At 72.7% G+C, this 24,067-nt stretch carries 26 protein-coding genes and 1 pseudogene; 17 read left to right on the forward strand and 10 right to left on the reverse strand.

The annotated features are described in order from the left end of the window. Positions 1-13 precede the first annotated feature (13 nt). Both BBH68_RS14430 and BBH68_RS14435 read left to right on the forward strand, forming a co-directional pair. Positions 14-670, forward strand: a complete 657-nt coding sequence (locus BBH68_RS14430; protein ID WP_065962401.1) for a response regulator transcription factor — start codon at positions 14-16, stop codon at positions 668-670. Further along, positions 667-1,926: a sensor histidine kinase gene (locus BBH68_RS14435; RefSeq protein WP_065962403.1), complete on the forward strand. Its 1,260-nt coding sequence runs from the start codon at positions 667-669 to the stop codon at positions 1,924-1,926. Before BBH68_RS14430 ends, BBH68_RS14435 begins: the two co-directional genes overlap by 4 nt. A 97-nt stretch (positions 1,927-2,023) precedes the next feature. On the opposite strand, the gene BBH68_RS14440 is transcribed toward BBH68_RS14435, so the two are convergent. Continuing rightward, a complete protein-coding gene (locus BBH68_RS14440; RefSeq protein ID WP_065962405.1) occupies positions 2,024-2,506 on the reverse strand; it encodes an iron chaperone in 483 nt (160 codons plus the stop codon). Between the two features lie 128 nt (positions 2,507-2,634). Then, positions 2,635-3,828 carry an MFS transporter gene (locus BBH68_RS14445; protein ID WP_065962406.1) on the reverse strand — a complete coding sequence of 398 codons (1,194 nt, stop codon included), beginning with the start codon at positions 3,826-3,828 and terminating at the stop codon, positions 2,635-2,637. Positions 3,829-3,921: 93 nt separating this feature from the next. Here BBH68_RS14445 and BBH68_RS14450 point away from each other — a divergent pair, with 93 nt between their 5' ends. From BBH68_RS14450 to BBH68_RS14470, 5 genes are all read left to right on the forward strand, one after another. Continuing rightward, positions 3,922-4,932: an ArsR/SmtB family transcription factor gene (locus BBH68_RS14450; RefSeq protein ID WP_065962407.1), complete on the forward strand. Its 1,011-nt coding sequence runs from the start codon at positions 3,922-3,924 to the stop codon at positions 4,930-4,932. 51 nt (positions 4,933-4,983) lie between these two features. Further along, entirely contained in the window at positions 4,984-5,214 is a 231-nt protein-coding gene (locus BBH68_RS14455) for a FitA-like ribbon-helix-helix domain-containing protein (RefSeq protein ID WP_065962410.1), read from the forward strand. Then, positions 5,211-5,615, forward strand: a complete 405-nt coding sequence (locus BBH68_RS14460) for a type II toxin-antitoxin system VapC family toxin (RefSeq protein WP_065962411.1) — start codon at positions 5,211-5,213, stop codon at positions 5,613-5,615. The genes BBH68_RS14455 and BBH68_RS14460 overlap by 4 nt, the downstream gene beginning before the upstream one ends. Positions 5,616-5,744: 129 nt before the next feature. Further along, entirely contained in the window at positions 5,745-6,719 is a 975-nt protein-coding gene (locus BBH68_RS14465; protein WP_065962412.1) for an ATP-binding cassette domain-containing protein, read from the forward strand. Further along, positions 6,719-7,519, forward strand: coding sequence for an ABC transporter permease (locus tag BBH68_RS14470; RefSeq protein ID WP_065962415.1), 801 nt, complete (start codon positions 6,719-6,721; stop codon positions 7,517-7,519). The genes BBH68_RS14465 and BBH68_RS14470 overlap by 1 nt, the downstream gene beginning before the upstream one ends. On the opposite strand, the gene BBH68_RS14475 is transcribed toward BBH68_RS14470, so the two are convergent. Both BBH68_RS14475 and BBH68_RS14480 read right to left on the reverse strand, forming a co-directional pair. Continuing rightward, positions 7,516-10,914: an ATP-binding protein gene (locus BBH68_RS14475; protein ID WP_065962417.1), complete on the reverse strand. Its 3,399-nt coding sequence runs from the start codon at positions 10,912-10,914 to the stop codon at positions 7,516-7,518. The two genes, BBH68_RS14470 and BBH68_RS14475, sit on opposite strands and share 4 nt — an antisense overlap. Positions 10,915-11,074: 160 nt before the next feature. Then, entirely contained in the window at positions 11,075-11,578 is a 504-nt protein-coding gene (locus BBH68_RS14480) for a MarR family winged helix-turn-helix transcriptional regulator (protein ID WP_245738059.1), read from the reverse strand. Positions 11,579-11,692: 114 nt separating this feature from the next. On the opposite strand from BBH68_RS14480, the gene BBH68_RS14485 reads away from it, so the two are divergent. Beyond that, on the forward strand, positions 11,693-12,151 hold the full coding sequence (locus BBH68_RS14485; protein ID WP_065962421.1) for an SgcJ/EcaC family oxidoreductase: 459 nt from the start codon (positions 11,693-11,695) through the stop codon (positions 12,149-12,151). Positions 12,152-12,243: 92 nt separating this feature from the next. On the opposite strand, the gene BBH68_RS14490 is transcribed toward BBH68_RS14485, so the two are convergent. Together BBH68_RS14490 and BBH68_RS14495 are read right to left on the reverse strand one after the other, a co-directional pair. Further along, a complete protein-coding gene (locus tag BBH68_RS14490) occupies positions 12,244-13,617 on the reverse strand; it encodes a diacylglycerol/lipid kinase family protein (RefSeq protein ID WP_065962423.1) in 1,374 nt (457 codons plus the stop codon). A 285-nt stretch (positions 13,618-13,902) separates the two neighbouring features. Beyond that, positions 13,903-14,583, reverse strand: coding sequence for a TetR/AcrR family transcriptional regulator (locus tag BBH68_RS14495; RefSeq protein ID WP_076970889.1), 681 nt, complete (start codon positions 14,581-14,583; stop codon positions 13,903-13,905). A 120-nt stretch (positions 14,584-14,703) separates the two neighbouring features. Between BBH68_RS14495 and BBH68_RS14500 the strand changes: the two genes are divergently transcribed. Then, positions 14,704-15,264, forward strand: coding sequence for an NAD(P)H-dependent oxidoreductase (locus BBH68_RS14500; RefSeq protein ID WP_065962424.1), 561 nt, complete (start codon positions 14,704-14,706; stop codon positions 15,262-15,264). A 120-nt stretch (positions 15,265-15,384) separates the two neighbouring features. Next, complete coding sequence (locus BBH68_RS14505; RefSeq protein WP_065962446.1) at positions 15,385-16,152, forward strand: alpha/beta hydrolase; 768 nt, start codon at positions 15,385-15,387, stop codon at positions 16,150-16,152. Here BBH68_RS14505 and BBH68_RS14510 read toward each other — a convergent pair. Continuing rightward, positions 16,106-16,492, reverse strand: a complete 387-nt coding sequence (locus BBH68_RS14510) for a luciferase domain-containing protein (protein ID WP_065962425.1) — start codon at positions 16,490-16,492, stop codon at positions 16,106-16,108. The genes BBH68_RS14505 and BBH68_RS14510 overlap by 47 nt on opposite strands. 76 nt (positions 16,493-16,568) lie before the next feature. Between BBH68_RS14510 and BBH68_RS44490 the strand changes: the two are divergent. From BBH68_RS44490 to BBH68_RS14535, 6 genes and pseudogenes are all read left to right on the forward strand, one after another. Further along, positions 16,569-16,745, forward strand: a pseudogene (locus BBH68_RS44490) (nuclear transport factor 2 family protein); the annotation flags it as partial. 120 nt (positions 16,746-16,865) lie between these two features. Further along, the gene (locus BBH68_RS43100; protein ID WP_065962448.1) at positions 16,866-17,207 is read left to right on the forward strand and encodes a PadR family transcriptional regulator; all 342 of its coding nucleotides are present in this window, start codon (positions 16,866-16,868) and stop codon (positions 17,205-17,207) included. After that, complete coding sequence (locus tag BBH68_RS14520) at positions 17,204-18,160, forward strand: hypothetical protein (RefSeq protein WP_065962427.1); 957 nt, start codon at positions 17,204-17,206, stop codon at positions 18,158-18,160. Before BBH68_RS43100 ends, BBH68_RS14520 begins: the two co-directional genes overlap by 4 nt. A 202-nt stretch (positions 18,161-18,362) precedes the next feature. Beyond that, positions 18,363-19,175 (forward strand): phosphatase PAP2 family protein, encoded by an 813-nt coding sequence (locus BBH68_RS14525; RefSeq protein ID WP_245738060.1) that lies wholly within the window; start codon positions 18,363-18,365, stop codon positions 19,173-19,175. Positions 19,176-19,283: 108 nt separating this feature from the next. Further along, entirely contained in the window at positions 19,284-19,781 is a 498-nt protein-coding gene (locus BBH68_RS14530) for a GNAT family N-acetyltransferase (protein ID WP_065962429.1), read from the forward strand. Between the two features lie 83 nt (positions 19,782-19,864). Then, a complete protein-coding gene (locus BBH68_RS14535; protein WP_065962430.1) occupies positions 19,865-20,650 on the forward strand; it encodes a hypothetical protein in 786 nt (261 codons plus the stop codon). A 125-nt stretch (positions 20,651-20,775) separates the two neighbouring features. On the opposite strand, the gene BBH68_RS14540 is transcribed toward BBH68_RS14535, so the two are convergent. From BBH68_RS14540 to BBH68_RS14550, 3 genes are read right to left on the reverse strand one after another with little or no spacing between them, the layout of a single operon-like run. After that, positions 20,776-21,264: a hypothetical protein gene (locus BBH68_RS14540; RefSeq protein WP_065962432.1), complete on the reverse strand. Its 489-nt coding sequence runs from the start codon at positions 21,262-21,264 to the stop codon at positions 20,776-20,778. Position 21,265: 1 nt separating this feature from the next. Continuing rightward, positions 21,266-21,982 carry a bifunctional diaminohydroxyphosphoribosylaminopyrimidine deaminase/5-amino-6-(5-phosphoribosylamino)uracil reductase RibD gene (ribD, locus tag BBH68_RS14545; RefSeq protein ID WP_065962433.1) on the reverse strand — a complete coding sequence of 239 codons (717 nt, stop codon included), beginning with the start codon at positions 21,980-21,982 and terminating at the stop codon, positions 21,266-21,268. 33 nt (positions 21,983-22,015) lie between these two features. After that, positions 22,016-23,218, reverse strand: a complete 1,203-nt coding sequence (locus BBH68_RS14550; protein ID WP_065962434.1) for a helix-turn-helix domain-containing protein — start codon at positions 23,216-23,218, stop codon at positions 22,016-22,018. Between the two features lie 179 nt (positions 23,219-23,397). Between BBH68_RS14550 and BBH68_RS14555 the strand changes: the two genes are divergently transcribed. Beyond that, positions 23,398-23,823 carry a hypothetical protein gene (locus tag BBH68_RS14555; protein WP_065962437.1) on the forward strand — a complete coding sequence of 142 codons (426 nt, stop codon included), beginning with the start codon at positions 23,398-23,400 and terminating at the stop codon, positions 23,821-23,823. The last annotated feature ends 244 nt before the right edge of the window (positions 23,824-24,067 follow it).

Raw genomic sequence — 24,067 nt, forward strand, 5'->3', positions numbered from 1 at the left:
GGAGGGGGGACCGATGCGGGTGCTGGTGGTCGAGGACGAACCATTGCTCGCCGACGCGATCACGGAGTGGCTGCGCGACGAGCCGCACGCGGTCGACGTCGCGTACGACGGCGCCGCCGCGCTGGAGCGGCTGACCGTCAACGACTACGACGTGGTGGTCCTGGACCGGGACCTCCCCCGGGTGCACGGCGACGACGTCTGCCGCGAGCTGGCCGAGACCGGGGCGACGGCGCGGGTGCTGATGCTCACCGCCGCCGCCGGGGTCGCCGACCGCGTGGCGGGACTCACGCTCGGCGCCGACGACTACCTCACCAAGCCCTTCGCCTTCGCCGAACTCGCCGCCCGCGTCCACGCGCTGGGCCGCCGCAGCCGCCCGGCGACGCCGCCGGTGCTGCGCCGCGCCGGGATCACCCTGGACCCGGCCCGCCACGAGGTGTTCCGGGACGGGCGCTACGTACCGCTGTCGAAGAAGGAATTCGCCGTGCTGACCGAGCTGCTTCGGGCCGACGGGAGCGCGGTCTCCGCCGAACAGCTCCTGGAGAAGGCCTGGGACGAGCACGCCGACCCGTTCACCGGCGCCGTCCGGCTGGCCGTGCTGAAGCTGCGTCGCAAGCTCGGCGAGCCGCAGGTCGTCGAGACCGTCACGGGCGTGGGGTACCGGATCTCATGACGCGCCGCCTGAGGGTCCTGCCGCGCCGGATCAGCCTGCGGGCCCGGCTGACCCTGATCTACGGGGGTCTGTTCCTCGCGGCCGGCGTGGTGCTGCTCGGCGTCACCTACGCGCTGTTCGACCAGCAGCTCGCCGGAGGCGGTCTGAAGGTCTACGCCCGCGGCGTGAAGACCGACGATCCCGCCTCGGGCCCACCTCGGAACCAGGTGATCACGGGGGACGGAAAAGTCCTCGGCAACGAGGCGGCGCAAAAGTGGATGAAGGACGAACGCGACCGGCTGAACGCCGCCGCCACCACGTCGCTCATCGCCCAGGGCGGGCTCGCGCTCCTGGTGGTCGGGGGCGCGGCGGCCGGTTTCGGCTGGCTGGCCGCCGGCCGGGTGCTGGCCCCGCTGCACCGGGTCACCGACACCGCCCGCCGTATCGCGAGCGCCCCCGCCGCCGACCGCGGCCTCCATGAGCGGATCGCCCTGCGCGGCCCCGACGACGAGGTCAAGGACCTCGCCGACACCTTCGACACGATGGTCGAACGGCTCGACCGGTCCTTCGACGGCCAGCGCCGCTTCGTCGCCAACGCCTCACACGAGTTGCGCACCCCGCTCACCCTGGGGCGGGCCCTGGTCGAGGTGGCCATGCACCGCAAAGCCGCCTCCGAGGACGTCAGGCAGCTCGGCGAGAACCTGCTGGAGATCAACGCCCGCCACGAGCGACTGATCAACGGGCTGCTGCTGCTCGCCAGTTCGGAGAACGAGATCAGCGAGCGACTCCCGGTCGATCTGTCCGACATCGTGGACCACGTGGTCGGGCAGACCGCGCGGGAGGCGGAAGTGGCCGGGATCACGGTGACGCAGCGGACCGCCCCGGCGCCCACTACCGGCGACGCGCTGCTGCTCGAACGGTTGGTGCACAACCTCGTCGAGAACGGCATCCGCCACAACACCCTGGACGGAGGCGGCTGGGTACGGGCCGTCTGCCGCGCCCGCGACGACGGCCTGGTCGAGGTGGAGGTGGACAACACCGGCCCGGCCGTGCCCCGTTACGAGCTGCCGGCGCTCTTCGAGCCGTTCCGCCGCCTGGGCACTGACCGCCTCGTCACCGCGAAGGGCGCCGGCCTCGGCCTCTCCATCGTCCGCTCCATCGCCCGCGCCCACGGCGGCGAGGTCACCGCACGCCCCCGCGACGGCGGGGGCCTGACCGTAACGGTCACCCTCCCCGCCCACGCGGAGGCGGACGGCGGCAGGCCGGGGCATCCATAAGGGCCGGACATTCGTCAACCGGTCAACGCCTCCCGATCCGGTTCCTCCCGATCCGGTTCCTCCCGGTCCGGTCAACGCCTCCGGTCCGGGGGCCGTCTCAGCTCACGGCCTGCCGGACGAGCGCGTCGATCCGCGCCTCGGCGGCGGGGGTCATCTCCGTGAGGGCGAAGGCGGTCGGCCACATGGCGCCGTCGTCGAGGTGCGCCTGGTCGCTGAAGCCGAGGGTGGCGTACCTCGACTTGAACTTCTGCGCGCTCTGGAAGAAGCAGACCACCTTGCCGTTCTTGGCGTACGCGGGCATCCCGTACCAGAGCTTCGGGGCGAGCTCCGGCGCGCCGGCCTTGACGATGGCGTGGACCCGCTCGGCGAGGACGCGGTCCGCCTCCGGCATCTCGGCGATCTTCGCGAGCACCTCGCTCTCCGGATCCGCCTTGGCCGCGCCCGCGCGGGAGCCGCGGCGGGCTGCCGACTTCAGTTCCTGGGCGCGCTCCTTCATCGCGCTCCGCTCCTCGTCGGTGAAGCCGTCGTACTTCTCGTCGGTCGCGGTGGTGGTCCTGGCGGCCGTCCGGGTGCCCTTCATCGCGGGTTTCCTCTCGTGCGGATCATGCGGATCGTGCGGATCTCGGTGTGACAACCAGGCTAGGGATCACCCGCGAGGGTGGCTTCTTGAAAACTGACCGGATGGCGCCGGCCGGAGGGCGCCCGGCGTCAGGCGGCCAGGTCGTGCTCGGTCCGGCGGCCGACCCGGGACCGGAGGGCCAGGGTCGCGGCCGAGGTCAGGACGCCGGAGAGGAGGGCGCTCCACCACAGGACGGCGGGGCTCAGGGAGGTGTAGACGGTGACGCCGAGGGTGAGGGCGCCGAACCGGGCCACCCCCCAGGTCCACTGGAAGGCGCCCTGGTAGCGGCCGCGGGCGTGGGCCGGGGCGAGGTCGGCGATCATGGCGGCGGCGATCCCCGCGACCACGACCTCGCCGAGGGACCACACGACCACGGACACGGTGTACGCGGCGACGCTGTCCGCCACGCCGGTCAGGGCCACGCCCACGGCGATCAGCACGCTGCCCGCCGCCTGCACGGGGAGCTGCGGGAGCCGGGCGAGGGTGGCGGTGGCGAGCGGCTGGAGTGCGACCACGAACACCGCGTTGACCGCGGCCATCGCGCCGTAGACGGCCGGGGAGAGCCCGCTGTCGCGGATGGCCAGCGGCAGGGCGACCTCGGTCAGCGAGTAGACGAAGAGCTGGATCCCGAACAGCGGGAGCAGGGCGAGCAGCAGGCGGTCGCGCAGGACGACGCCGTAGCCGGCGCCGTCCGCCGCCGGGGCCTTCTCCTGCCGGGCGGGGCGGGTCTCGCGCAGCCGGGTGGCGACGATCGCCGCGTAGATCAGCATGGTGGCCACATCGACGGTGAACAGCAGCCAGTAGCCGTGCGCGGCGAGGAAGCCGCCGAGGACGCCGGCCGCGGCCGTGCCGATGTTGACTCCCCAGCCGAAGAGCGCGTACGCCCGCTGCCGGCGGCCCGAGTCCACCGAGTCGGCCAGCAGCGCGTAGGCGGCCGGGCCGATCATCGCGCCCGCCGCGCTGATCAGCAGGGCGGCGGCCGCCATCGTCGCCACCCCCGGCGCCGCGAACAGCGCGCCCTGCGCGGCGGACGCGCCCAGGAGGCCGATCAGCATCGTGGAGCGGCGGCCGATCCGGTCGGCGAGCAGGCCGCCGAGCGCCGGGCCCAGGAGGTTGCCGGCGCCCAGCGCGCCCAGGACAAAGGTGGTCTCGGCGCCGGTGACGCCGCGCGCCGCCAGGAAGAAGACCAGGAAGGGGGTGACGAGGTAACCGAGCCGGTTGACGATCGTGCCGGCGAAGACGGTCCAGACGGCGGGCGGCAGGCCGCGGAATGTGGAGAGCATGCGTGGAGCCTGCGGGGTGACCCGGCCACCCTCCTATTGATTAAGGTGAGACCGAATCCACCGGAAGGATCGGCTGGAGACCGAGAGGATCGCATGGAGACCGGGCTCAGCTTTTCCGCCGCGGACCTGGCACAGACCCGCTTCGCGGTCTCTCCGATGTGGGAGGTCGTCACCAGTTTCCGGCTGCTGCGCGGCACCGAGGGCGAGCCGCCGCCGCACCGGCGGTGGATGGCGCAGGTCCGGCCGCGGCTCGCGGAGGCGGGGCTCGACCGCGGCTGGCTCGCCACGCTGATCCCCGAACGCGCCTATCTCGCGGACTTCCTCAACCCCACCCCCGAGACCCCCTTCCCCACGCTCGCCGCCGAGCTGGACGCGATCCGGCACACCCCGGCGGAGCGCGTACGCATCGATCTGGACCGGCTGGGCGCCGAGCGCGACCTGAGCAAGTCGCCCCGGATCCGGCTGCTCAGGGAGGCCCCCGAAGCGACGCTGCGGAAGGTCGCCGCCGAGATCGAGACGTACTGGGAGCTGGCCCTCGCCCCGTACTGGGACCGGATCCGGCAGCTGCTGGAGGCCGATGTCTTCCACCGGGCCCGGCAGGTGGCCGAGCACGGCGCCGGACACGTCCTCGGCGAGCTGCACGAGACCGTCCGCTGGGACGACGGCACCCTGCGCCTGGTGCGCCGCCACTGCGCGCTGAGCCGGTCGGAGGCCGGGGCGGGCCTGCTGCTGGTGCCCTCCGCCTTCGCCTGGCCCCGGGTGTTCACCCGCTCCGTGCCCCCCGACCCGCCGCAACTCGCCTATCCCGCCCGGGGCATCGGCACCCTCTGGGAGCCGCGGAACGCCGGGTCGGTCGACGCGGTCGCGGCGGTCCTGGGGCGGTCGCGCGCCCTGCTCCTCGCGGAGCTGGACACCCCCGCCTCGACGACACGGCTCGCGGAGCGGTTCGGGATGTCGGCGGCCGGGGTGTCGCAGCACCTCACCGCGCTGCGCGGCGCGGGCCTGGTGACGACGCACCGGACGGGGCGTTCGGTGCTGTACGCGCGCACGGCGGTGGCCGACGCGCTGATGGCGCCCGCGGACGGCGTCGCGCTCGCGCGCTGATACCTGGCGAGGTCGTCAGCATTTCGTCATCACCGCTGCTAAAATGCTGGCATGACCGACGTAACAGTCCGCAGAGTGCCCGACGACATGTTGAAGACGCTCAAGATTCGCGCCGCGGAGGCCGGCAAGTCTCTGCAGGCGTATCTGTGGGACATGATCGTGCGGGAGGCGACGACTCCCACCAATGCCGAACTGGCTCAGCGCATGAAGCGCGCCGCCACTCTGGACCTGACGGACGCGGACGTTCCGGGCCTTCTTGAAGCGGAGCGTGAACGTCGATGATCGTCATCGACTGCTCCGCACTTGTCCACGGCCTGACCGACCGGGGCCCGCGCGGGGACGCCGTACGCGCCAAGATCGCCGCCCATGGCCTCGCGGCGCCGGCGCTGCTCGACTTCGAGGTCGGATCGGCCCTGTTCGGCATGGCGCGCGGGCAACGCGGGGGCGTACCGAAGCTGGCTGCGGAAGACCTTGACGAAGCCCTGGCCACCTACCAGGCGCTCACCATCCGCCGGTACGACGCGATGCCGTTCTGGCCCCGTGTGCGAGAGCTGTCGGCGAACCTGTCCGCCTACGACGCCGCGTACGTCGCACTTGCCGAAGGACTCGACGTTGATTTCGTCACGAGCGACGCACGCATCGCGAAGGCAGGCGTAGCACGTGTCACGGTGGACGTTCTCTGATCGGCGAACCCAGACGGCGGCGGCTCGGGCAATGGGGCGACGTCTCTGTTGAAAGAGAGGGCGGTCATCGAGCCGCCTATGAAACCGCCGTGAAACCGCGGTGATCCCGGCCCCGCGCATCCTCACCGCATGACGACTTCCCGACCCGCCCGGGCCATCACGGCGACCGGGCTGCGCAAGGCGTACGGCGAGCAGGTGGTGCTCGACGGCATCGATCTGGACATCCGCGAGGGCACGGTCTTCTCGCTGCTCGGGCCCAACGGCGCGGGCAAGACCACCATGGTGCAGATCCTGTCCACCCTGATCCGGGCCGACGGCGGCGAGTTCCGCGTGGCCGGGCACGACCCGGCGAGGGAGCCCGACGCGGTGCGGGCCGCGATCGGGGTGACCGGGCAGTTCTCGGCCGTGGACAACCTGCTGACCGGCGAGGAGAACCTGCTGCTGATGGCGGACCTGCACCGCCTCGGCCGGCGCGAGGGGCGGCGGCGGGCCGCCGAGCTGCTGGAGCGGTTCGACCTCGTCGAGGCGGCCGGGAAGACGCCCGCCACCTACTCGGGCGGGATGCGGCGGCGGCTCGACCTCGCGATGACGCTGGTCGGCGAGCCGCGCGTCATCTTCCTCGACGAGCCGACCACCGGCCTCGACCCGCGCAGCCGGCACACCATGTGGCAGATCGTCCGGGACCTGGTGGCGGGCGGGGTCACGGTGTTCCTGACCACGCAGTACCTGGAGGAGGCCGACGAGCTGGCCGACCGGATCGCGGTGCTCAACGGCGGGAAGCTGGTCGCGGAGGGGACGGCGGAGGAGCTCAAGCGGCGGATCCCCGGCGGGCATGTGCGGCTGCGGTTCACCCGGCCGGAGGATCTGGAGCGGGCCGCCCGGGCCTTCGGCGAGGTGTCGCGCGACGACGAGGCGCTCACCCTCCAGGTGCCGAGCGACGGCAGTGTCCGGGAGCTGAGGTCCCTGCTCGACTGGCTGGACGCCGAGTCGGTCGAGGCCGAGGAGCTGTCCGTGCACACCCCCGACCTCGACGACGTCTTCTTCGCCCTGACCGGCACCCCGACCCAGCAGCCCCAGCCCACCGCACGGAAGGTGAACGCGTGATGAGCGGCGCCCTGATCCACACCTTCAGCGACTCGATGACGATGCTGCGGCGCAACCTGAAGCACGCGCTGCGCTACCCCGCCATGACGATCACCGTCGCCGCGATGCCGGTCGTCATGCTGCTGCTGTTCGTCTACGTCTTCGGGGGCGCCCTGGGCACCGGTGTCGGCCCGATGGGCGGGTCGGGCGGCGACGCGGACTACATCGACTACGCCGCCCCCGGCATCATCCTGATGGCGGCCACCTCCGGGTCGCTGGCGATGGCGGTGTCCATCTCCGTCGACATGACCGAGGGCATCATCAACCGCTTCCGGACGATGGCGATCTCGCGGGCCTCGGTGCTCGTCGGACACGTCGTCGGCAGCGTGCTCCAGACGCTGGTCGCCATCACCCTGGTCACCGGGCTCGCGCTGGTCATGGGGTTCCGCCCGAACGCCACCGTCGTCGAGTGGCTCGCCGTACTCGGCCTGCTGACGCTGGTCACCGTCGCGCTCACCTGGCTGTCGGCCGCCATGGGGCTGGCGTGCAGGAGCCCCGAGACCGCGAGCAACGCGCCCATGCCGCTCCAGTTCCTGCCGTTCCTCGGCAGCGCGATCGTCCCCACGGACTCGATGCCGACCGGGCTGCGCTGGTTCGCCGAGTACCAGCCGTACACGCCGATCATCGAGACGCTGCGGGGGCTGCTGATGGGCACGGAGATCGGGAACAGCGGCATCATCGCGGTGGCCTGGTGCGTGGGCCTCACCGTGGTCGGATTCCTCTGGGCGCGGGCGTTGTTCAGGCGGGAGCCCCGGCGTTAGGCGCCCCGGCGCTGCTCGTCCGTGCCTGCTGTGCGGCCGTGCCCTCCGCACTCGCGCGGAGCTGCCGTGAGGGGTTCGATCGCGGCGAGCGCGGCGGCCCGCAGATCGTCCCGCCCCAGGGCGGCGTACGAGGACACCGCCTCCTCGTACGCCGCCCTGTCGGCCTGTTCGGCCGCGCGGCGGGCGCGGGCCGAGGACATGGTCGGCTGGAATCCGCGCAGGAAGCGGAACCGCTCCGCCAGAGCGATCAGCCGGGCCCCGGCCGCACGGGCGCCGGGGACACCGGCCCCGGACGCATGGGCCCCGGACGCACCGGCCCCGGCCGCGCGGGCGCCCGCGTCGCCGGTGTGCTCCGCGCGGTCGAGCTCCACCATGGCCACGGCCAGCAGCAGCGCGCCGCACACCGGGAGCTCCATCAGATAGGCCGGGGGCTTCTCCACGGGGTGGCTGAGCATTGTCCACAGCTTGTGGGGAAGTGCGCCGGCGGTCTTCTCGATCAGGTCCACCCGGCCGTGGTGCGCGTGGGCGATCACGGCGGCGGCCTCGACCTCCAGGGTCCAGGGCTCCAGGCCGGGCGGGTCGGTGCGGTAGAGCGTGTTCTCGTCGCTGCGCGACGCCTCGACGGCCCGCCGCCACTGGCGCAGACCGGTCTCGGTGTCGCCGCGCGCGAGGGCCAGTTCCGCCCGTGTGCCGAGGTCGAAGATGACCACACCGACCGTCTCGTCCCTCCGGTCCGACGTGGTCAGCGGCAGCCAGCGCTCCGCCTCGTCGATGGCGCCGAGCTGCAGGTTGACGAGGCTCAACGCCGCCCGGACGCCGGAAATGTCCCCCCACGGCATGCACTCCTCCAGCAGCCGCAGCGCCTCCTCCCCATGGCGCCTGCCCTCCTCGCCCCGTTCGGCCTGGAGGCACAGCTCCCCGATCCGGGAGTGGGCGAGGACCTGGACCCAGGCGGCGCTCCGGCCCGCGAACGCGTCAAGCATCTCCCGGGCGGCCCGCAGTGCGCCGTCCAAGTCGCCCGCTCGCTCCAGGACGTAGCTCGCCACGGCATTGGCGACGCCGGCCAGCAGCGGCTCGCCGCTCTCGCACAGCGCGCGCAGCGGGGCGGGGTCCGGGCCCAGCACCTCGGGCGCGGCGGCCAGGACGGTCGCGACGGCCCGCAGGAGGGTGTCGGGCGAGGCGGGCGGCAGCCGGCGCAGGGTGGCGAGCGGACGGCCGGCGCGCAGCCCGACGACGGTGAAGGTGTTCGCGGTGAACAGCGCCGTGGCGGTCCGGGTCGCCTCGACGAGCGCGGGGTCGGGCCCCCGCTCGGGCCGGAAGTGCGACAGCAGCCGGCCGGTCTCGTCGGCCAGCACGGCCACGCGCGCGTAGTTGCCCTCGACGGTCCACAGGCTCGCGAGCACCGCGGAGACCGCCGCGACCGCCGCCCCGTCGGCCCGGGCGAGGCCGTGCCGCAGGGCGTGGACGAGGTTGTCCTGCTCGGCCCGGATCCGGTCGAGGGCCGCGAAGGGCTCGGGCGCGTGGGGCCCTTCGTGGTGCGCGACGCCGAAGTCGCGGGCCCACGCGAGGAAACGGCCGAGCACGCGGTCGGTGTCCCCGGCCGCCTCCCGGTGGGCGGTGCTGAACTCCCGTACGGTCTCCAGCATCCGGAAGCGCGCCCCCGAGGGGGTGTCGGCGACCTTGAGCAGCGACTGGTCGGTCAGGTCCGCCAGCACCTCCAGGGTGTCGCCGTCCTCTCCCGGGCGCGCGTCGCCGTCCTCGCCCAGCAGGTGGCGTGCGGCGTCGGCCGTGAATCCGCCGGGGAAGACGGACAGCGCCCGCAGCGCCGCCCGCCCGGCCGGGTCCAGCAGGTTCCAGCTCCAGTCGACGACGGCGTGCAGCGTACGGTGGCGGTCGGGCGCGTCCCGGGCGCCGCCGCGCAGCAGGGCGAAGCGGTCCTCCAGGCGCCGGGCGATCTCCGCGACCGACATGACCCGGACCCGCGCGGCCGCCAGCTCCACCGCGAGCGGCAGCCCGTCCAGGTGGCGGCACAGCTCCTCCACCGCCTCCCTGGGCAGCTCGGCCCCGGGGCGCACGGCCCGCGCCCGCTGCTCGAACAGCTCGACGGTCGTGGCGAGGCTCAGCTCCGGCAGCGGGTACACGGCCTCCGAGGAGAGGCCGAGGGGCGCCCGGCTGGTGGTGAGCACCCGCAGGTCCTGGGTCGTGGACACCAGGTGGCGTACGAGGTCGGCGGCGCCGCGTATGACGTGCTCGCAGTTGTCCAGCACCAGCAGGAGGGGCCCGGTGCCGAGGGCGGCCGCGATGCCGGTGAGGAGGTCCGTCGGCAGGCCCAGGGGGCCGGCGGAGGCGGGCAGCACCTCGCCGACGCCGAGGGCCGAGGCGACCTCCCTGGCCACGTCCTCGTCGGAGGTGACGCCCGCGAGCCCGACGAAGTACACGGCGCGCCGCCCCGCCCGGCGGCTCACGGCGTGCGCCAGCCGCGTCTTGCCCAGGCCGCCGGGGCCGACGACCGAGGCGACCCGGGATGCCTCCAGCAGGTCCGCGACGGCGGCGATGTCGTCGTCGCGGCCGAGCAGCGGATTGGGCTCGTGCGGGACGCCGTGGCGCACCACGGGCGCCTCGCCGCGCAGCAGTTCCTCGTGCACGGCCCGGAGCGCGGGTCCCGGGTCGGTGCCGAGTTCCTCGCGCAGCGCCCGGCGGTAGGCGTCGTACCTGGCCAGCGCCGCGGAGGGGCCCAGGGTGGCCGCCTCGCAACGCAGCAGCTCCAGCAGCACCTCCTCGTCCCGGGGCCGCTCGCGGGCCAGTTCGGCCAGCGGCTCGGCCGCCTCGGCCCGCCGGCCGAGCCGGGACAGGGCCAGCGCGCGGGCGCGCGCCAGCGTCCGGTAGGTCGCGGCCCGCTCCGCGCGCAGCGCGGCCACGGGGTCCTTCTCGGCCGCCGGGTCCCCGGCCTCCGGCCCCCCGGCCGCCGTGTCCGGCGCCCCGCCGGCGGCCTCGCCGCCCGGGCCGCCGGCCCACAGCGCGAGGCCCGCCTCGGCGTGCGCGAGCGCCGCGGCGTGGTCGCCGGCGCGCGCGTGCCGCGCGCTCGCGGCCGCGCGGAGGAGCACCGCGGAGCTGTCGACCCGGTCCTCGGGCAGGGCGAGGCGGTAGCCGGCGGGGGTGCTGGCGATCACGTCGGCGCCGAGCTGGGCGCGGGCGCGGGAGACCAGGATCTGGAGCGCCTTGGTCGGGTTCTCCGGCCGCTCCGCCTCCGGCCAGAGCCCCTCCACCAGCCGCGCGGTGCCGCAGCCGGTGCGCAGGTCACCCGCGAGCAGGGCGAGCAGGCCGCGCAGCCGGGGACCGGTGATCTCGCGGCCGCGGCAGGATACCCGCGTCAGCAGGGCCAGTTCGGTGGTCACCGGGTCAGGTTAGCCAGCGGACGGACGGTCGCGGCGACGCGGCCGTACGGTCGGGGGCAGGGGGTTTGCGGTGAGTATGGGACCACGCCGACGGCACGGCGTGTCGCTGTCCCATACTCACCGCAGAATCCGCGACCCAGCGGCCACGCGGCCGTGCCGGTCAGGGCTCGAGCGGCCCCAGGCCCTTCGTCTCGGCGGTGGCCGCGCGGAGGGCGGGCGCCGCGCGCTCGAAGTAGCGGCGCAGCACCCGCAGTTCCTCGTCGCCGAAGTCGTCGAGGACCTCGGCCATACGGCGGCGGGCCGGGCCGAACGCCTTCTCGTCCTCCTCCTCGGGGACGGGCACGGCGGCCACGACGACCCGTCGCCGGTCGGCCGGGTCGGGGCCGCGGCTGACCCGGCCGGCCCGCTCCAGCCGGTCGACGAGGCGGGTGGTGGCGCTCTGGGACAGCCCGATCCGCTCGGCCAGGACGCCGGTGGTGAGCGGGCCCGCGAGCTGAAGGGCGTTGAGGGCGTAGAGGTCGGTGGGGTTCTGCCCGAGGGCGTCGGCCGCCGCCTGCCCGTGCAGCACGACGGCGGTGAGGTACGTGCGGTAGACGCCCGCCAGCTCTTCCAGCAGCGGTCCGCGTTCCTGGTCGGCCATGGTGTCGTGCCTTCCTTCCGTCATGTCGTCCCTCACCCCTTGCCAATTTCATGCGCACCTGCATATATTGCATGCACGCAAGCAATCTTATCAGCCAGTGAGCCAGTCCAGTCAGTGAGCCAGTCCAGGAGGAGCAGTATGAGCACCATCGCGACCACCACCGACGCCGCCGCCGTCCGCGCCCTCTTCGAGGCCAACAGCCGGGCCTGGGGGGACACCGAGGCCTTCGCCGGCACCTTCACCGAGGACGCCGACTACGTGACCTTCTTCGGCGGCCGCATGACCGGCCGGCACGCCATCGCCGAAGGGCACCGCGGGCTGTTCGAGGGCGTACTGAAGGGCTCCCGGCTGTACGCCGAGATCGAGGACCTGGCCTTCCCCGCCCCCGGCATCGCCCTGGTCCACTCGCGCGGCGCCGTCCTCAAGGGCAAGCGGACCAGGCCCTCCGCGCGGGCCCTGTCGGTGCAGACGTACGTGATGACGCGCGGCGCCGACGGACGCTGGCTGATCCGCGTTTTCCAGAACACCCGCCACCGCCCGCGCGTCGAGGCGTTCAGCAACTGGCTGGCCCACAGGTTCGGCCCACGCGGGAAGTGACCCCCTGGGGCGGGGTGGCTCAGAACCCGCCCCGGGGCCGGAAAGAGCCCGCCCCTGGAGCCGGGCGGCGGCCCGGAACCCGCGCCCGCGGCTCAGAACCCGCGCCGGCCGGCCGCCGTGCGCCCCACCACCGCGCCCAGTTTGCGCAGCCGCCGCCAGTCCATGCGCGGCTTCGCCGCCGGCACCCCGGGCCGGTCCCGGGGCACCCGGACCCGCAGCGCGCCGGGCGCGATGCGGCAGCGCACCGGCACCGACAGCGCCATGGCCTCGCCGTCGATCCCGACCTCGATCTCCTCCTGGTCGGCGTCCACCAGCACCTCGCCGGCCGTCCGCACCGTCAGGCCCGCCGCCTTCCGGCCGCGCAGCAGCCCGGCGGCCTGGGCGGCGTTGTCGACCTTGATGCCGAGCACGCCGAGCCTGCCGGAGTTCAGCAGCTCGCGGCGGCCGAGCCCGGCCGGGTCGTCCGTACGGTACGGGTTGTTGCTGACCAGCAGCGCCTGCGGGACGGGGATCCGGACCCCGTCGGCCTGCGCGATCAGCCGGGGGCCGCGCTGCCGGGTCAGCAGGTCGGGCAGCAGCTCCAGGGTGGTGCGCACCTTGTCGTCGCGGTAGGCCGGGCTCTGCACGACCGCCGCGTACGCGCCGAACGACGCGTTGTTCACGAAGGGGTGCTCGTTGGCGAAGCCCAGGTCGACGCGGAGCTCCACGCCGTCGGTGAGCGCGTCCAGACAGGCCGAGGGGTCCTCGCGGTCCAGGCCGAGGTCCATGGCGAAGTGGTTGCGGGTGCCCGCGGAGATCACCAGGAAGGGCAGGCCGCGCTCCACCGCGACGGCCGCGACCAGCGCCTGCGTACCGTCACCGCCCGCCACGCCCAGCAGGTCGGCGCCCGCGTCCGCCGCCTCGCGGGCCAGGGCGGCCACGTCCTGGGGGTGGTCCGGGTCGAGCAGCGCCACGCGGGCGCCCAGCCGCTCGGCCTTCTCCACCAGCCCGAACCGCCCCACCTTCCCGCCGCCCGACCGCGGGTTCATGATCAGGAAGGGGCGCTCCGGGGCCGGGGTCCGGTACTCCGTCACCGGTACGGCGCCGAAGCCGGTGCTGCGGATCGCGGCCCGCCCCGTCCAGACGGCCACCCCCCACAGCCCCAGCGACACCATGACCACCCACAGCAGGTTCTGCGCGTCGTAGAACCCGATCACGGTGAGCGGCGCCAGCACGGCCAGCGCCCCCGCCGCGATCCGCACCGCGCCCCGGCGGGTCAGCACCCACCACACGGCGGCCGCCGTGACCCCCATCCCGCCGAGCCCCACCACGAGCAGGATCACGCTCGCGGTCCCGGCGAAGATCACCGGCAGCAGCACGGCCAGCGCGGCGGTGGTCAGCGACAGCCGCGCCGACCAGCGCTGCCCGGAATGGGCCTCCTCGTCGGCCCCCCAGCCACCGCTGGGAGGCTCCCCCTCCAGCCCCATCGGCCCTCCCTGGCCCGGCGAACCGCACAACGGCGTCCTGCCACTCTCGACGACACTCGGGACGCTCTCTCGACAGGGCGTCAGCGCGTCATGCTAGGCCCTGCGGCGGGCCGTTCACCGCCACGCCGCGACGGAGGCCCAGATGGCGGACTCCACGGCGGGACCGACAGCGGGGCCCACGGCGGACCCCACGGCGGACCCCACGGGCGGGACCGACGGCGGACTCCCCGGCGGGATCCACGCCGGGCCCTCCGACGGGGCTCACGCCGGCGCCTCCGACGGGGCTCACGCCGGGCCCACGATACGGGCGACGAGGTCGCGCCAGCCCTCCTCCAGCCGGTCCAGGGCCATGCCGCGCTGCCGGGTCAGATGGTGGATCAGCGCGGGCTCCAGGTAACCCATCAGCGCCTCCGCCCGCAGCTCGGTGTCGCCGCCGCCCCCGGCCTCGCGCAGCAGCATGGTGATGTGGGTGAGCCGGACCTGGCGCGGGGCGCTGCTCAGGCGGCGGTCGGCGGGCGGGTCCCCGGCCAGGTAGAGGTCGAGATACGCGCACATCTGCCGGAGCGTGGCCACCCCGAACGCCGCCAGCCGCTCGACGGCCGGGGCGCCGGGCCCGAGCGGGGGCGGGCCGGTGAGAAACGCCTGCTGGTAGGCCTGCTCCGAATGGTCGAGCAGGGCCTGGAGCAGTCCGGTACGGTCGCCGAAGCGGCGGAAGACCGTGCCCTTGCCGACGGACGCGGCGCAGGCCACCGCCTCCATGGTCAGCTTGTCCACCCCCCGCTCGGCGACCAGCCGCGCGGCGGCCTCCAGCAGCCGGGCCCGGTTGCGCGCGGCGTCGGCCCGCATCGGCGGCGCCTGGCCCGCCAGCGGCAGCAGCGACCGCCGGGCCGCGCCCTCACCCTCACCCTCACCCCGCGGGGCGGATGCGGGCTGGGACGGGGGCTGGGGCGGCGCTGACGAGGTCATGCCCCCTAGCGTAGCGGACCACGGTCCGGTTATATTCAAGTGGACCGCGGTCCGGATATCTGGTATAACCTTCAACTAACGAGGTCCGCACCGCGGGCGCTTATCGATCTTGGAGAACTCATGTCTGTTCGTATCCTCGCCCTGGTCGGCAGCCTCCGCGCCGGCTCGACAAACCGCCAGCTCGCCGAGGCCGCTGCGAAGCACGCCCCTGAAGGCGCCGAGATTCAGATCTACGAGGGCCTGGGCGACGTCCCGTTCTACAACGAGGACATCGACGTCGAGGGTTCCGTCCCCGCCGCCGCCACGGCGCTGCGTGACGCGGCCAACGAGGCCGACGCGATCGTGCTGTTCTCGCCCGAGTACAACGGCACCATGTCCGGCGTCCTGAAGAACGCGATCGACTGGCTGTCCCGCCCGTACGGCGCCGGCGCCCTCCGCGGCAAGCCCGTGGCCGTCATCGGCACCGCCTTCGGCCAGTACGGCGGCGTGTGGGCCCACGACGACGCCCGCAAGTCGGCGGGCATCGCTGGCGGCGCCGTCATCGAGGAGGCCAAGCTCTCCATCCCCGGCTCCCTGACCCGCTTCGCCGAGGTGCACCCGGCGGACGACGCGGAGGTCGTCGGCCAGCTCACCGAGGTGCTCACCCGCGTGGCCAAGGAAGCCGCCGCGGCGAAGGCCTGACCCTTCCCCTCACGCGAGGCCCCGCCGACCCCACGCGCAACGCGGTCGGCGGGGCCTCGCGCGTTCCCCCGCCTCCAGTACGCTCTCGCCGAACGCCACCCTGAACCAGCGGGAGTGTCCGTGGAATTCATCCACTACGCCGACGGCGAGGCCCTGAGCTGCACCTCGATCGAACCCGCCGCGCCCACTGACCCCGCCGCGCCCGGCACCGGCCGCGCCCGGGTGGTGATCATGCACGGGGCCGGCATCGGCAGCCAGCAGCGGAGCCTCCCCCTCGCCCGCGACTTCGCCGCGGCCGGCCACGCCTCCCTCGCGTTCGACTTCTCCGGACACGGGCGAAGCTCGGGAACGCTGGAGGAGCTGAGCCTGGAGCGTCGGCTCCGGCAGGCACTCGCCGTGATCGAGGCCTTCGCCCCCGACGGCGACCCGCTGATGCTGGTCGGCTTCAGCATGAGCGGCCAGACCGTCGCCGATCTGACCTCCCACCTCGGCAGCCGCGTCGAAGCGGTCTGCCTGTGCGCACCGGCGGCGTACGGGCCCGAAGCGTGGCCGGTCCCCTTCGGGGACGGCTTCACCGACCTCATCCGCCGCCCGGGAAGCTGGCGCCCCAGCACGGTCTTCGCCACGTTCGAGGCCTTCACCGGCCGTGCCGTCCTGGTCGTCCCCGAGCGCGACGAGGTCATCCCGCCCGAGGTCACAGCCGGGATCGAGCAGGCCCTCCGGGCGAAGTCCCGGTTCTCCAAGATGGTCCTGGACGGCGCGGATCACCAACTCGGCCGCTGGCTCACGGAACACCCCGAACACCGCGCGAGGCTCGTGGCCCTGATGACCGACCCGGCCCTCAGCACATCTGGTGATCTCGCCGGTCCGGGAACGTCACCCGGTTGAGATTGCACCGCCGCGGCGTGGCCCCGGCACAGCGCGCGTGCGCCTTCAACGCCACGCTGACCAGGGACAACAACACGTCCGCGTCCCGCTCGGTGTCCAGGTGCACGGTCACCCACTGCGAGTCCGGCACCAGCCGGATCGCCGTCGACCGGCCGAGATGGATGGCCAGATTCCGGATGGCCGGTTCGGTAAGGTGCAGGTCGGCGTCCCGGTCGGAATGGAAGTGCACGATCTCGCACTCCTCCGTCCGCAGCGCCCGCCCCATGCCACAGCAGGCCGGGCCCTCGTCGAGGTCCGGCCAGTCCCGCAGTCGCTCCATGGCCCGATGCGCCACGCTCACAGAGGCATCTTCCCCCGGTTTCCCGGGGCCTCACCCTCACGTTGCCCGACCGTAACCATCCGGCCGGGCGGACCGGATGCGCGCGGCAGCTTTCGCGGACCATCCCGACATCCACGTCGCCGTCGAGGACATGCTCGTGGACAGCGACCGGGTCGCCGTCCGCTCCGTGCTGCGCGGGCTTTCGAACTCCGTCCCCGCCGGCGCGGAGCCCGCAGCCAGCATGTTGGACATCTTCCGAGTTCAGCATGGCTTGATCGCCGAGCACCCGCCCGCCGGTCGGGAGAGGGTGACTCTCACCTCGGGCGTGGAGGCGCCGCCGGCGACGGCCCAGAGTTGTTCGGATATATTTCGTAGCTCGATATATAGTCGGCGCGTGACAAGACAGAACCCGTCCTTGACGGAACCGCAATACTTCATCCTTGCCGCGCTCATGGACGGGCCGTTGCACGGTTACGGCATCATCAAGGCGGCCGAGCAGGCCACCGACGGGCGGCTCCGGATCGCTGTCGGCACCCTCTACGGCGCGCTGGAGCGGATGGAGCGGGCCGGACTGGTGGCCGCCGGCCACGAGGAGATCGTGGACGGGCGGGCGCGGCGCTACTACAAGCTCACCGAGGACGGCACCGCCATGCTCAGCCGGGAGGCCCTGCGGATGCAGCAGGCGGCCGCCGTCGTCATCGGCCGCTCACGGAATGCCGGAGCGGCCCCGGCATGAACCGTCTGCTGCTCGCGGCCTATCCCGAGCCCCACCGTTCCCGGCATGGAGAGGAGTTGCTGGCCTGCCTGGCCGAGGCGTATCCCGGCCGCTCCTGGCCCCCGCCGCGGGAAGTTGCCGCTTTGGCGCGTGCCGGGGTGCAGGCCCGCGCCCGTGCCGTCGTCGACGACACCACTCGGCCGTGGTGGCTGGACGGCATCCACCTGGCCGCCCTGGCCCTCGCCGCGCTGGCGCTGGTTCCGTACTTGCAGGATGTGTGGCACTGGGCACTGCACATCGACCCCGGACAGCACGCCATCGCCTTCCACTTCTCCGGCTGGTACCCGTGGGCCGAAGGTCCCACGCGGATACGGCTGCTGCCCTACGGGCTGCTGCCGCTGGGCTGCCTGATCGCTCTGCTGCGTGGCAGACCGGGGATCGCGCTGCCGGTCGCGGCAGCCATGATCTGGGCCGGCGCCACGTCCCACGGCCGCATCCTCTTCGGCGACGAGGGCAAGGCGGGCCTGGGCTACTACGGTCTCGGCACCCCGATAACCGCCCGTGACCTGGTCCTGTCGGGGACACTGTGCACCGCGTGCGCTGTGCTGACGGCCTGCCGTCCCAGCCGTCTGCGGCGCCGCTCGTACCGCCGGCTGGTGCCCGTCGTGCTCGCCATGTACGTGGCCGGGGGCCTGCACATCATCTCCGTCAGTCCAACCTTCCAACGCGGCCTGTTCGCCATCGAGGTCGCCGCGCTGATCGCCGCGTGGGTGGCGACGGCCTCCACCGGGGACTACCGGTGGCTGATCCCCGTCGCGGCGGTCGCCTTCATCCGCACGCAGGCGATCGTGATCAAGCCGCAGGGGTTCATGCAGTCCCTGCCGAACCTGGTCGTCCTCGTCCTCCTGATCGCCCCCCTCCCGGTCCTGGCGATCACCGCCCAGCGCCGACAGGGGCAGGCCCTCGCCCAATAGGAGCGGACCCCGGCGGGCCGACCGAGCCCGGCGGCCCACGTCGTGCCGCAAGACGTGCGTGACCGAACTCCCCCCCAACGGAAGAAACAGAGCGATGACACAGCACGATTCTCCGTCCCTGCCCGCGCACCGTCCGGGGGGCTCAAGGCAGGCCCCCGAGGCCCCCGACGACCCCAGCCCGTCGCGTACGACACGGCCGTGGATGCCGGCTCTGCTGTACACGCTGGGGTTCCTGGCGGTCTACCTACTCGCCATCTGCACCCCGTGGGGGCAACGAGCCGAGAACGCACTGTTCGATCTCGGTAAACAGGGCAGCGAAGAAGCATGGATCTACCCCCTGTCAGGAGCGGAATACGGCTCGACGCCCATACCCCCGATGGAATTGAGCGCCAAGCCCACCCTGATGGTGGGCCTGGCCGTCATCGTGGTCCTCACCCTGGTGCGGCGGTGCTGGCGGCAGGGGTGCGCGGCGCTCGGGATCGTCGTTCTCACGACCGGAAGCAAGGAGGTGTTCAAGTCGGCCATGCCCCGCCCCGATCTGGTGGGCGCGCCCGAGAACCTCCTTGATCAGGGTTTTCCCAGCGGGCACACGGCCATCCCCGCCGCGCTGACCCTCGCCGCCGTCCTCGTGGTTTCCCCCCGCATCCGCCCCTACGTCGCCACGGCCGGTGTGCTGTGGCTGGCCTGCATCGCCGCCGCCAGCGCGACCATGGGCGGCCACCGGCCCAGCGAAGTGCTGGGAGCCACCCTGTTGGCCTGTGCCTATTACGGCCTCGCCACCTGGCTGCTGCCCCCGGCCGCCGCGCCAGGCGCCACGCGGAGCCCCCGTGCGCTGCCCGTCATCACCCTGACGCTGGCACTGGCCATCGCCCTCGCTTCCGGCGCACGGAACGACACCCTCACAAGGTCACTGGTCTCCGCGGCGACGGGCTTCATCTGTGCGGCCCTGGTCTGGTACGCCGCAGTCGGGCGGCCCGCACACACCGCACGCCGCACGCGCCCCGCACTGGGCTGACCACCCGGCAGGCTCCGGGCGGGTCGGAGGGGTGGCGCGGGCGCGCCCCGGTGGGCCGGGGCAGCCATGCGGCCGGTCTTGTCAGTGGCAGAGCGTAGTGTCCGCGCCATGAACACTCTTCGCCTCGAACCGTGGTCCGAAGCAGGTCTGAACATCCTGCACCGCCAGAACACTCCCGAGATGACCGAGCATCTCGGGGGGCCCGAGACCGAGCAGGCGATCGTCGATCGTCATCAGCGCTACCTGCGCCTCGACGGCGGCGAGATGCTGATCGTCCGCCTCGGTGACGTGGCGATCGGTTCGGTCGGGTACTGGGAGCGGGAGTGGGGTGGTGAGGACGTGTACGAGACCGGATACGGGATTTTCACCGAGTTCGGCGGTCACGGATACGCGTCCGAGGCCCTGCGACTGGCCGCGGACCGGGCGGCGGCGCGTGGCGCACGGCGTTACCTGCACGCGTTCCCCCACGTGGACCACGCGGCGTCGAACGCTGTGTGCCGCAAGGCCGGGTTCGAGCTGGTCGGCAAGGTGTCTTTCGAATACCCCAAGGGCACCTGGCAGGAGTCCAACGACTGGCGGCTCGACTTGAGCGCCCTGGGCGGCTGACCGCGCCTTGCCCTTGCCACCGCGTTCGGCCCACTGCCGACCGGGGCCTTCGACAACTCGGACAGCAGGGAGCGTTTCTTCCGATGACCACCCAGCCCACACGCCCTGAGCGCAGCGGTCCCGAGACCGGCTCGGGCATGGATGTCCCGCCGTTCAAGCCTTCTCTCGTCAAAGCGGTGTTCCGGGACGTGACCTCGATGCACGTCTCCCGGTCGGCCGCGTGGGCCGCCGCGTCGGTGACGCGGACCGTGCTGACGGAGATCATCGACAGCGCGAGGAGAGCGGCGGCGGAGGAGGCCCGGAAGAAGCTGATTCCCGGGGACCTTCTCTCGGCGATCGACCGGAACGTCGAGCTGGAGGTGGGGACCAAGTGGTACGACCACAGCCCGACGTTTCGAGGCCTGACCGGTGACCTGTACGACGCCGAGGGTGTCATCGTGCCTTCCCGCAAGCGCAGCAGGTCACGCAAACCGAGCGCGGTGGTCGGCGCCCACAGGTTCGAGGCCGGGGTCAGGAAGCTGCTGCGGAGCCAGGGAGCGAGGGCCGTCCCGGCGATGGTCCGCGACCTGGACGGAATCGCGAGCGTGTTCCTGACGGACCTCGCCCGGGACGCGGCCATGGTCGTCCGCGAGGGCGGGGTCAAACGTTTCGGTACGGTCACCCCGGTGATGTCGGGCGAACCTGCCCCGACCCCGCCCCCGTCCCTCAACGACTCCCACCGGGCCCTGTCCACCCGCAGGGGGGACGGGCGGACCATCGGCAGGGATGACGTCCTGGCCGCCACCACGATCCAGTTGTTCGGCGGCAACCTCAGGCAGCGAGCCCTCACCGAAGCCCGCGAGGCGACACAGAACACTTCGGCCGGCTGAGGCGCCAGGGGCCTCCCCCGAGCCGTCCTCCCCACGAGCCGTTCTCCCCACGAGCCGTCCTCCCCGGCAGCCGGGGCGAGCGTCGCGTCCCCGGTCACTCGCGCCGTCTCGCGACGCCTCCCCCGTCATGCCCGGCGGGAAGCCCCGTCCGGCCATACGACATCCACGGGCAGGCCCGCCTCACGCGCCTCGTACACCACATCCGCCGTGCCCCCGCCCTTCCCGGTCGGCGGCTGCCCGTCCCACACGGCCACCAGCCGATCCGCGCGCTCCAACAGCACGGCGTTCGCCGCCTCGTACGCCTCGCGGCTCGCCGTGGCGTACGGCATCACCACCACCTCCTGCGCCGCGTCCCTGAGCCGGTCGAAGGTCGCGGCGTGGTCCGGCTTCACCTTCGCCTCCCGGTAATCCCGCGACGGCACCACCACGACCAGCCGCCCGCCCACCGCCAGGACCGCCTCCGCGAACAGGCTGTCGCTGCCGCGCGCGATGCACGAGACGCCGACCAGGCCGGCGGGCTCGTACCCGGCGAGAATCTTGTCCAACTCCGCCCGCACGAGGGGCACGGAGTCCTCGGTCAGGTCCATGTGGCCGGTCACGGCGATCGTCGTCATATCAACGCCTCGGCCGAGCGATCAGCCGGATGTCAGGACCTGATCGCGCGACGTCCAGCAGTTCGCACCGCAAGATGTCGTCCATGGTCTCGATGGTGCCGCCCTGGAGCGCGCTCTTGCCACGGCCGAGGAGCGCGGGCGCGATGTAGGCGATGATGCGATCGACCAACCCGGCCGACACGAACGAGGCTGCGAGAGTGGGCCCGCCTTCGAGGAACATTCCGCGCACGCCACGGGAGGACAACTCCCGCAGCAGCGCGTCGAGGTCCAAGCCCTCCTTCGCGCGCGGGAGCCGGACGACGGTCGCGACGCCGTCGAGGTGCGTGGCGTCCGCGTCCTCCGCCACGGCGATGATCGTGGGCGCGGCGTCGTCGAGCACGCGGGCGCCTGCGGGCGTGCGCGCGTTGCTGTCGACGATGACTCGCCACGGCTGCTCGTCGACGGGTACGGCTACCCTCAGCGTGGGGTCGTCCACCAGCGAGCGCACGGCAAGGTGCGGATTGTCGGCCTGCTGGGTGCCGGACCCCACCACCGTGGCCTGACAGGCCGCGCGCAGGGAGTGGACTTCGGCACGGGACTCCGCGCTGGTGATCCACTGGCTGGTGGAGTCCGCCGCGGCGATCCGCCCGTCCAGGGTGGCCGCGTATTTGTAGACGACGTAGGGGCGCCCCTCGACGGTGGTCCATTCGCCGGCGCCGACCAGCTCGCTGATGTTCATGGGTCCCTTCCTCAGTGGGTGGTGTCGGTGAGCCTAGGGAGTGGCGATTGCTTCGGTCAGGCGCTGGACCATCTCGGTGCGCCGCCAGGGCGCGAGGCCGGTGACGACCCGGCGCAGCTCTGCGGTGGTGCGGCATGACTCCGTCTCGCGAGTGATCTCCAGGGCCTCCATGGCGGTGGCGCAAGCCGCGTCGGGGGAACGGTTAGCGGCATGAGCGCCTGCGAGGCGTGCCAAGTGGAGCCCGCGCTCGCGTTGGTAGGTGTCAGGCCAGCTATTGAGCGCTCGCTGGTAGGCGGTCAGGGCGTCGGCCGGCTTGCCTAGGCGCAGGTAGCAAGTCGCCCGCTGGGCCTCGACATAGGAAGAGTTGCAGTACCCCCCGAGCTGGTCGGTCACCGCATCGTCTCCGCCGACGAGTACCTCGGCGGCGTCGAGCGCGCGCAGGGCCTCCATTTCATCGCCGGCGAGCGCGTGGCCGTGTGCCTCTTGGAGGCGAGCCGAGGCATGGACACGTGCGGGCACGTCGCCGCGAACGCGTAGCGCGGCCGCCGCCAGGCCAACTACCCGCTGCTGCTGCCTGAGACCAGCGGAGAGTTGGGCTTTGCGCATCAGGACGAACGCTTGGCGCACAGGCTCGTCGGCTTCCTGCGCCCACTCCATCGCGCGGTCGGACCACCAAAGGCCTTTGCCAGGGTGGCCGAGGTCCTCGTACAGCCATCCAGCGAACTCTGCCCATTCGGAGGCGGTTTCGAGGATGCGACGTCGGAGGGCACCGGAGGCTGCGGGAAGTAGCTGCTGCTCGATGACGGTGAGGTGGTCGTGGACGGCGCTAATGGCCGAGTGCGGTCCGTAAAGCCCGTCTGACTGGACCAGGGTGACGCGGAGCTGGCGGAGGTGGTCGACGACGGCTGGGTTGATCGCGCGGCGAGTCGTGGAGCCGGTCGGGGCAGGAAGGACGCCGAGGCCGACCGCCGCGCCCAGGAAGCCCCGACGATTCACCTCAGCGCTCTGGGCGTGGTCTCCGGCTAGCCCAACTTCGGCCGGAGACATGCCAAGCCGGTCAGCGACGAGCGCCAGCACATCCATGTCGCGGGCGGACTGACGACCGCGCTCCAGCCTACTGATGGTGCTCTGGCTGAACCCGCACAACGTCGCCAGTTGCTGTTGGGTCCACCCATGGCCGCGCCGGGCGGCCGCGATGGCCTCACCGGCACTGCGGTGGGGTGCTGACTGTGCCATCTCCGGTCCTGGTCTGTGGTGGGCGTGGCTTGACAAGGAATACCCACAGTAGCGGCCCCGTCGCAGACGTATGCAGCTTCCGCATACGCACAGCGACGGACGCATGCGCCCGGGACGGCGGCCCTAGCGCAACGGTTGTCTGGACGCACTGGAAGAGACGCTCCGCTGGAGGCTTCTTCATGACGCTCACTCAGCCCACCCCCGCCCCATGGACACCGCCACGCGGCAATGACGTGGAGGTGGTCGAGGTTGGCCACTATTGGGACGCTGTGCGTGCCCCCAAGGCCATCGGCGAACGCACTCTTGAACTCCTCGGTAAGCAGGGCGGCGCCGCCATCGCCGACTACTGCACCATGTACTGGCTCATCTCGCCGGGGAGCGCCTACTACTGGCAGAGCATTCGGCAGGTCCAGGTACTTACGACGACCACCGCCGAGCTCACGTTCATGGGCATGCCGCCCGGGCACTGGAGGTCGGGGCCCGGTCTGCACTGGCGCATCCCGGTGGGCCCCAACCGGTACCTGACCGACACCGAGCAGTTGCGTCAGGCCCTCCTTCTCGCAGCCGTCGTCGAGTTCGGTTCCGACGAGGAGGCCGATCGGTGAGGCCCCAGATCTGTGCGCGCTGCGACACGATGACCGACAAGCCAGTCGTCGTAGGACATGTGCACTCCGCCAGCATGGGCGGACGCACCATCTACTCCTGCCCTGAGCACGTTCCGACCTTCCCCCAGCCCATAGATCCGATCGCCCAGATCGACGCCTTGCGTCGCGTCCGGCGTGAGGGGACAGCATCATGACCACCCCGGCCGACGCCCGGCGCCTGTCCCCGTACTGCGCGCTCTGCTCT

The organism is Streptomyces sparsogenes (assembly GCF_001704635.1).
Lineage (GTDB): Bacteria > Actinomycetota > Actinomycetes > Streptomycetales > Streptomycetaceae > Streptomyces > Streptomyces sparsogenes.

What these genes read in the sequence shown, in the direction of transcription:
- BBH68_RS14495 (WP_076970889.1), bottom strand. Translation starts at nt 14,583, where the DNA reads ATGACCTCGTCAGCGCCGCCCCAGCCCCCGTCCCAGCCCGCATCCGCC.
- BBH68_RS14485 (WP_065962421.1), top strand. Translation starts at nt 11,693, where the DNA reads ATGAGCACCATCGCGACCACCACCGACGCCGCCGCCGTCCGCGCCCTC.
- BBH68_RS14465 (WP_065962412.1), top strand. Translation starts at nt 5,745, where the DNA reads ATGACGACTTCCCGACCCGCCCGGGCCATCACGGCGACCGGGCTGCGC.
- BBH68_RS14555 (WP_065962437.1), top strand. Translation starts at nt 23,398, where the DNA reads ATGACGCTCACTCAGCCCACCCCCGCCCCATGGACACCGCCACGCGGC.
- BBH68_RS14550 (WP_065962434.1), bottom strand. Translation starts at nt 23,218, where the DNA reads ATGGCACAGTCAGCACCCCACCGCAGTGCCGGTGAGGCCATCGCGGCC.
- BBH68_RS14470 (WP_065962415.1), top strand. Translation starts at nt 6,719, where the DNA reads ATGAGCGGCGCCCTGATCCACACCTTCAGCGACTCGATGACGATGCTG.
- BBH68_RS14535 (WP_065962430.1), top strand. Translation starts at nt 19,865, where the DNA reads ATGACCACCCAGCCCACACGCCCTGAGCGCAGCGGTCCCGAGACCGGC.
- ribD (WP_065962433.1), bottom strand. Translation starts at nt 21,982, where the DNA reads ATGAACATCAGCGAGCTGGTCGGCGCCGGCGAATGGACCACCGTCGAG.
- BBH68_RS14460 (WP_065962411.1), top strand. Translation starts at nt 5,211, where the DNA reads ATGATCGTCATCGACTGCTCCGCACTTGTCCACGGCCTGACCGACCGG.
- BBH68_RS14440 (WP_065962405.1), bottom strand. Translation starts at nt 2,506, where the DNA reads ATGAAGGGCACCCGGACGGCCGCCAGGACCACCACCGCGACCGACGAG.
- BBH68_RS14430 (WP_065962401.1), top strand. Translation starts at nt 14, where the DNA reads ATGCGGGTGCTGGTGGTCGAGGACGAACCATTGCTCGCCGACGCGATC.
- BBH68_RS14450 (WP_065962407.1), top strand. Translation starts at nt 3,922, where the DNA reads ATGGAGACCGGGCTCAGCTTTTCCGCCGCGGACCTGGCACAGACCCGC.
- BBH68_RS14540 (WP_065962432.1), bottom strand. Translation starts at nt 21,264, where the DNA reads ATGACGACGATCGCCGTGACCGGCCACATGGACCTGACCGAGGACTCC.
- BBH68_RS14490 (WP_065962423.1), bottom strand. Translation starts at nt 13,617, where the DNA reads ATGGGGCTGGAGGGGGAGCCTCCCAGCGGTGGCTGGGGGGCCGACGAG.
- BBH68_RS14480 (WP_245738059.1), bottom strand. Translation starts at nt 11,578, where the DNA reads ATGACGGAAGGAAGGCACGACACCATGGCCGACCAGGAACGCGGACCG.
- BBH68_RS14445 (WP_065962406.1), bottom strand. Translation starts at nt 3,828, where the DNA reads ATGCTCTCCACATTCCGCGGCCTGCCGCCCGCCGTCTGGACCGTCTTC.
- BBH68_RS14530 (WP_065962429.1), top strand. Translation starts at nt 19,284, where the DNA reads ATGAACACTCTTCGCCTCGAACCGTGGTCCGAAGCAGGTCTGAACATC.
- BBH68_RS14435 (WP_065962403.1), top strand. Translation starts at nt 667, where the DNA reads ATGACGCGCCGCCTGAGGGTCCTGCCGCGCCGGATCAGCCTGCGGGCC.
- BBH68_RS14455 (WP_065962410.1), top strand. Translation starts at nt 4,984, where the DNA reads ATGACCGACGTAACAGTCCGCAGAGTGCCCGACGACATGTTGAAGACG.
- BBH68_RS14525 (WP_245738060.1), top strand. Translation starts at nt 18,363, where the DNA reads ATGCCGGCTCTGCTGTACACGCTGGGGTTCCTGGCGGTCTACCTACTC.
- BBH68_RS14520 (WP_065962427.1), top strand. Translation starts at nt 17,204, where the DNA reads ATGAACCGTCTGCTGCTCGCGGCCTATCCCGAGCCCCACCGTTCCCGG.
- BBH68_RS14500 (WP_065962424.1), top strand. Translation starts at nt 14,704, where the DNA reads ATGTCTGTTCGTATCCTCGCCCTGGTCGGCAGCCTCCGCGCCGGCTCG.